Origin of the sequence: Halomonas sp. (assembly GCF_014859505.1) — a bacterium.
Classification (GTDB): Bacteria; Pseudomonadota; Gammaproteobacteria; order Pseudomonadales; family Halomonadaceae; genus Halomonas.
Genome location: NZ_JACUUD010000198.1, coordinates 1 through 3800 on the forward strand (window position 1 = coordinate 1; position 3800 = coordinate 3800).

The following is a 3800-nucleotide window of genomic DNA, read 5'->3' on the forward strand; positions in this document are numbered from 1 at the left end:
TCCCAGTGGGGGAAGTACCGGCGCACCAGGGCATTGAGCTCCAGCTCGAAGCCGGCCCAGTCCACCTGACCGGGGATCACCGACTCGCCTTCGACCACGGCGCGGATCATGCCCGCCCCCACGGTGACGTTGGTGAGCCGGTCGATGACGACGAAGCTGCCGGTGCCGGGGCTTCTCGCGTAGTCATCCAGCGGCACCTCGGCGGTCAGCCCTACCCGGCAGCGGGCGATGGCGTTGAGCTCGAGCCGCTCGGCGGGGTGCCGCGCCAGGGTATTGACGTCCACCTGGTGGAGGATCGCCTCGACCTGGCCCGCCACCGAGCGGCCGGCCAGGCGAATGTCGACCTGCCGGCCCGGCTCGAGAGGCTGCTCGTGCATCCACACGATGTCCGCCTCGAAGGCGTGGGAACAGGCCACCTCGGCATCCGCCGCCACGATCCAGTCGCCCCGGGAGATGTCGATCTCGTCGGCGAGCGTCACGGTGATCGCCTGGCCGGGGAAGGCCTCTTCCAGGTCGCCGTCGAAGGTGACGATACGCTCGACCGTGGAGCGGCTGCCGGAGGGCAGCACCCTGATGGCCTGGCCGGGGCGCAGCACGCCCGCCTGCAGGGTCCCCGCATAGCCGCGGAAGTTCAGGTTGGGGCGGTTGACGTACTGCACCGGCAGACGCAGGTCGGTCAGGTTGCGGTCGCGGCTGATCTCGACGCTCTCCAGCAGCTCCAGCAGCGTCGGCCCGGGTTGCCCATCGACCGAGTACCAGGCAAGCGACTCGCTCCTGTTGACCACGTTGTCGCCCTTGAGCGCCGACAGCGGCACGAAACGGATGTCGCGGGCCTGAAGCTGCCCGGCAATCTCCTGATACTCGGTGACGATCTCGTCGAAGCGCGCCTGGGAGTAGTCCACCAGGTCCATCTTGTTCACCGCCACCACCAGATGCTGGATGCCCAGCAGATCGGCGATGAAGCTGTGCCGGCGTGTCTGGGTCTGCACGCCATAGCGGGCGTCGATCAGGATGATGGCCAGGCTGGCCGTGGAGGCGCCGGTGGCCATGTTGCGGGTGTACTGCTCATGTCCCGGAGTGTCGGCGATGATGAACTTGCGCTTGTCGGTGGAGAAGAAGCGGTAGGCCACGTCGATGGTGATGCCCTGCTCCCGCTCCGACTGCAGGCCGTCCACCAGCAGTGCCAGGTCGACCTCCTCGCCGGTCGTGCCGACCGTCTTCGAGTCGCGGGTGATCGCGGCGAGCTGGTCGTCGAAGATCATCTTGGAGTCGTGCAGCAGCCGGCCGATCAGGGTCGACTTGCCGTCATCGACGCTGCCACAGGTGATGAAGCGCAGCAGGTCCTTGTTCTGGTGCTCGTGCAGGTACTGCTCGATGTTGTCGGCGATCAGAGTCGATTGGTGTGACATCAGAAATAGCCCTCGCGCTTCTTCTTCTCCATGGAGCCGGCCTGGTCGTGGTCGATGGCGCGACCGCTGCGTTCGCTGGTGCGGGTCAGCAGCATCTCCTGGATGATCTCCGGCAGGGTGGCGGCCGTGGATTCCACCGCCCCGGTGAGCGGGTAGCAGCCCAGGGTGCGGAAACGCACCCACTTCTCCTCGGGCACCTCGCCCTCGGCCAGCGGCAGGCGCTCGTCGTCGACCATGATCAGCATGCCGTCGCGCTCCACTACCGGACGCGGGGCACTGAAGTAGAGCGGCACGATGGGAATGGATTCCAGGTGGATGTACTGCCAGATGTCCAGTTCGGTCCAGTTGGAGAGGGGAAAGGCGCGGATAGACTCCCCCTTGTTGACCCGGGCGTTGTACAGGTTCCACAGCTCCGGACGCTGGTTCTTGGGGTCCCAGCGGTGGAAGCGGTCGCGAAAGGAGAAGACTCGCTCCTTGGCCCGGCTCGCCTCCTCGTCGCGGCGTGCCCCACCGAAGGCGGCATCGAAGCCGTACTGGTCCAGGGCCTGCTTGAGGGCCGCGGTCTTCATCACGTCGGTGTAGCCGCTGGAGCCGTGGTCGAAGGGGTTGATGCCGGCGGCGCGCCCCTCCTCGTTGGTGTGCACCAGCAGTTCCATGCCCGCCTCTTCCGCCATGCGATCGCGGAAGGCAATCATCTCGCGGAACTTCCAGGTGGTATCCACGTGGAGCAGCGGGAAGGGCGGCGGCCCGGGATAGAAGGCCTTGCGGGCCAGGTGCAGCATCACCGCGGAGTCCTTGCCGATGGAGTAGAGCATCACCGGGTTGCGGAACTCGGCCGCCACCTCGCGCAGGATGTGGATCGACTCGGCCTCGAGTTGCTGCAGGTGGGTCAGCCGCTCGGGCGACAGCGACGGGGCGGCGCTGCTCACCTGGGCAGGCGACGGAGCGGTCACGGCGTGAGTAGTGGTCATGGCCCGGGTACCTCGCATGACGGTGGGCATGGAAATCATGGCAACGAGGTTAACGCCGGACCATTAATAACCCAAAAGAATTAATAGCTCTCCTTTTATACCCATAAAACGTCTATGCGCCATCGTCAAAGATCGACGCGCTCTACCCAGGTCGTGACGTCGCCCTCACCCAGGTCGAGTACCCGATAGCCGGGACGCGAGGCCTCGTCGATGGCGAAGGTCTCGGCGTGGGCCAGGAACTGGTCGGTGGTGGAGGGGCAGCCGTAGACCGCCACCTCGCTCTCTTCCGGACGCTGAGGGCTCCCCGCCAGCCGCTGGTGGCTGGCGAAGGCCTGATGGATATGGCCACAGAGGATGGCGCGCACCTGGCCGAAGGCGGAGAGGGTCTGCCAGAAGGCCTCGCGATCCCTGAGCCCGAGGGCATCGATCCACGCCGACCCCACCGGCAGGGGCGGATGGTGCATGGCCAGCAGGGTCGGCCGGTCGTCCTCCTCCAGGCGCGCGGCCAGTTCGGCCAGTCCCTCCGGGCCCAGCTCGCCGTGGGCCTGGCCGCTGACATGGGTGTCCAGCATCAGGATCCGCCAGGCGCCGATATCGAGCTCGTCGAGCAGCTCGCGGGTCTCGGCCATCAGCGCCGGGTCATCATGGTTGCCGGCCAGCCAGAACCAGGGTGCGGCCAGCCTGCCCAGGGTGCGCACGGCCAGCTGGTAGGAGGCGGCGGTCTCGTCGTTGCTGATATCGCCGGTGACCAGCACCATGTCGGGGCGCTCGCGGTTGACCGCCTCTACCACCGCCTCCAGCTGGCGAAGCGGGAAGCCCGCTCGAGCGCGGGCGGCGGGGTCGGCATGGAGATGGCAGTCGCTGATCTGGACCAGTCGCATCATCGATAAGGCTCTCATCGGGCGCCGGGCAGCGCAGCGGATTCAGGGAAGCTGATTCAAGGAAGTTCTGGCAGGTCGAGGGAGTGGCCATGGGCCAGGCCGTGCTCCAGCCATTCGCCGAGGAAACGGTTGAGCTGCAGCTTCTCGTCGGGCTGGTGCATGCGCGAGTTGGGGTAGCGATAGCGGCCATGGAAGTGGCGCTGGCGCTGGAAGTCGGTGACCTCGGCCATGCGCACGTCGTGGTAGAGGTGCACCCGCATCCGCGGGGCCTCGATCATCGAGTCAAGCACCCCGCGCTGGGTGACCCGCACGGTGCTGGTGTAAGGCGCCCGCTCCAGCAGTTCCAGGCCGAGCACGCCCAGCCAGCGGCCCTCGCTGGCCAGCTCGATCTCGCGGGTCTCGCCGACCTCCAGGTCCCCCAGCAGGCGCACCAGCCTCAGGAAGTTCACGCTGCACTCCCCCTGCAGGCTCCTGAGATCGGTCACATAGGCGCTTCGCTGCACACCGTCTCTACGCACGCTATCTCCTCGCAAACTGTC

Annotated in this window: 4 protein-coding genes; all 4 read right to left on the reverse strand. The window is 66.8% G+C overall.

The window, feature by feature from the left end:
* On the reverse strand, positions 1–1409 hold a 1409-nt coding region (cysN, locus tag IBX53_RS15240), incomplete at its 3' end, for a sulfate adenylyltransferase subunit CysN (RefSeq protein WP_290910951.1).
* Positions 1409–2380, reverse strand: coding sequence for a sulfate adenylyltransferase subunit CysD (gene cysD / locus IBX53_RS15245; RefSeq protein WP_290910954.1), 972 nt, complete (start codon positions 2378–2380; stop codon positions 1409–1411). The genes cysN and cysD, both read right to left, overlap by 1 nt.
* Positions 2381–2505: 125 nt before the next feature.
* Positions 2506–3261, reverse strand: coding sequence for a phosphodiesterase (locus IBX53_RS15250; protein WP_290910958.1), 756 nt, complete (start codon positions 3259–3261; stop codon positions 2506–2508).
* 56 nt (positions 3262–3317) lie between these two features.
* A complete protein-coding gene (locus tag IBX53_RS15255) occupies positions 3318–3764 on the reverse strand; it encodes a DUF1249 domain-containing protein (protein WP_290910961.1) in 447 nt (148 codons plus the stop codon).
* Between the last annotated feature and the right edge of the window lie 36 nt (positions 3765–3800).

Excerpts from the sequence above, each read along its gene's own strand:
- IBX53_RS15250 (WP_290910958.1), bottom strand. The coding sequence starts at position 3,261 with ATGCGACTGGTCCAGATCAGCGACTGCCATCTCCATGCCGACCCCGCC.
- cysD (WP_290910954.1), bottom strand. The coding sequence starts at position 2,380 with ATGACCACTACTCACGCCGTGACCGCTCCGTCGCCTGCCCAGGTGAGC.